Origin of the sequence: Bradyrhizobium sp. (assembly GCF_049798375.1) — a bacterium.
Classification (GTDB): domain Bacteria; phylum Pseudomonadota; class Alphaproteobacteria; order Rhizobiales; family Xanthobacteraceae; genus Bradyrhizobium.
In genome coordinates this window covers 1-2,034 of record NZ_JBARGP010000780.1, presented here as the reverse complement: position 1 = coordinate 2,034, position 2,034 = coordinate 1, and the positions used below count along the sequence as shown (strand labels likewise).

At 66.4% G+C, this 2,034-nt stretch carries 1 protein-coding gene; it reads left to right on the top strand.

What is annotated here, in order from left to right:
- Positions 1-2,034, top strand: a 2,034-nt coding sequence (locus WA702_RS29830; protein ID WP_425114121.1) for a CHASE2 domain-containing protein, incomplete at both ends; no start/stop codon positions are given.

Here is a 2,034-nt window from a genome sequence, read left to right as displayed (position 1 = left end):
GTGACCGTCGGCCGGCGAACGCGCGACGTCCTCGCCGTGCTCGCGATCGCGTTGGCGAGTGCCGCGCTGTTCGCCTCGCCCCTGCTCGACCGCGGACGCGGCCTGTCGCTCGACATCCTGACCTGGCTGCGCTTCGAGACATCAGGTCACAGGCACGATCCGGCGCAAAGCCTGGCTGTCGTCATCGGCATCGACGAGGACAGTTACCAGTCGCCGCCCCTGAAAGGGTCGCCGCTACCGGCCTGGACCGGCGAGATCGGCCGCGTGCTCAGTGCGACGCTGGACGGCGGCGCAGAGGTCGTCGGCTTCGACATCGTGTTTCAGGATTCGATCGAACTATCCGAGATCCCGTTCGCAGACGGCACGCTGGGCGACAAGGTGCGCGGCTTCGACCACGATTTCCTGCTCGCGCTCGCGCGCGGAGCGGCGGCCGGCAGGCTCGTGCTGGGCGAGGTTATGGGCCCGCAACCTGTCCTGCCCTCGCGCGGCCAGCAGATCGCCGTCCATGGCGCCGCCAACCTGCGGCCGCTCAACGTCTACATGGATCGCGACGACGTCGCGCGCCGCATTCCCCTGACCTTCGCCACCAAAGACGGCGCGGTGCCGACGATGGCGGTCGAGCTGGCAGCCCGCACGCTCGGCACGCAGCCCGTGATCGACGCCGACGGCACGCTCACGCTTGCGGGTAATCGCGTTGCCGGCAGCGTTCCCAACACGATGACGCTGAATTTCGACGGCGGCGCCGACGACATCCCGACCTACTCCTTTGCCGATCTCAGGGCCTGCGCGATCAAAGGCGACAAGGATTATTTCCGCCGCGAGTTTGCCGGCAAGGTCGTGCTGATCGGTACCGTGACCGGGCTCGACGACCGGCTGCAGACATCGAAACGTTTCGCCACCCGTACCCAGGGTGCGCGGCGGCCACGCTGCGCCCTGCCCCAACGAAAGACCGCCGATGGCTTTGCCCGCAGCACCATTCCCGGGGTCTATATCCACGCCACGGCCGTCAACAATTTGATCCGCAACGACGCGGCGATCGAGCTCGGCCGCGCGCCCTCGCTGCTGCTCGCCGTGATGATCGCGCTCGCAGCCGCCGCGCTGGCGCAGCTGTTCAGGCCGGCGACATCAGCAGCGATGCTGCTCGGCGTCGCCGTGATCTACACTGCTGCGGCGACGTTTCTGTTCAATCATGCTCTTGCCCTGCCCCTGGTCGAGCCGGTCGGCTCCGGCGTGCTCGCGCTGGCGGCCATGATCGGCTACCGCTTCATGGTCAGCGACAAGGACCGCAGGCTGCTCGAGAGGAGCTTTGCCTATTACCTCGCGCCGCGCGAGATCGAGCGGATGCTGGCCTCGCACAAGCTGCCGCAGCTTGGCGGCGAGACCCGTGACGTCACCGTGTTCTTCTCCGACATCGAGGGCTTTTCAGCGATTGCCGAGCGGATGTCGCCGCACGATCTGATGGCGCTCACCAACGAATATCTCACGGCGATATCGGACGTGATCGAAGACCATGGCGGATATGTCGACAAATATATCGGCGACTCCGTGGTCGCGGTGTTCGGCGCGCCGCTCGACGATCCCGATCATGCCGCAAGCGCGGCGCGCGCCGCACTCCAATGCAAGACGCGGCTGGCCGAGCTGAACAATAGCTCCACGGCGTTTCGCGGCATCAAGGTTGCCCAGCGTATCGGCATCAACAGCGGCGATGCGCTAGTCGGCAATTTCGGCTCGCAGCGCCGCTTCAACTACTCGGTCATGAGCGATGCGGTGAACGTCGCCTCGCGGCTCGAAGGCGCCAACAAGTTCTACGGCACCACCATCATCGCCTCCGATATCACCGTGGCACTGGCCGGCGACGCCTTTGCCTGGCGCGAGCTCGACACCATCAGGGTCAAGGGCCGCGCCCAGGCGATCAGGATCTTCGAGCTGCATGGCCTCGCCGCAGAGACCAGCGCCGAACAAAAGGACATCCTCGCCAGCTATGCCGCGGGCCTCGCCGATTGGCGTGCCGGCGCATTGCAACGCGCCGCAGAC